This is a genomic window from Microbispora sp. NBRC 16548, assembly GCF_030268985.1.
Classification (GTDB): Bacteria; Actinomycetota; Actinomycetes; order Streptosporangiales; family Streptosporangiaceae; genus Microbispora; species Microbispora catharanthi.
In genome coordinates this window covers 1-255 of record NZ_BSSF01000138.1, presented here as the reverse complement: position 1 = coordinate 255, position 255 = coordinate 1, and the positions used below count along the sequence as shown (strand labels likewise).

Annotated in this window: 1 pseudogene; it reads left to right on the top strand. The window is 70.2% G+C overall.

The window, feature by feature from the left end:
• Positions 1-255, top strand: a pseudogene (locus QSK36_RS43395) (WxL protein peptidoglycan domain-containing protein); the annotation flags it as partial.

Here is a 255-nt window from a genome sequence, read left to right as displayed (position 1 = left end):
ACCTGACCGCCAAGGGCTACTTCGACATGCGGCCCTCGGACGCCACACCCGTCGACGGCGGCGCCTGGATCGAAATCCCCGACAAAGTGACCATCGCCGCCGGAGCCACCGCCGTCGTGCCGGTGAAGGTCTCGATCCCGCAGAACGCCACCCCCGGCGACCACCCCGCCGGCGTCACCGCCTCCATCGACACCATCTCCGGCCAGGTCCGCGTCCAAAACCGCGTCGGCGTCCGCCTCAACATCCGCGTGACCG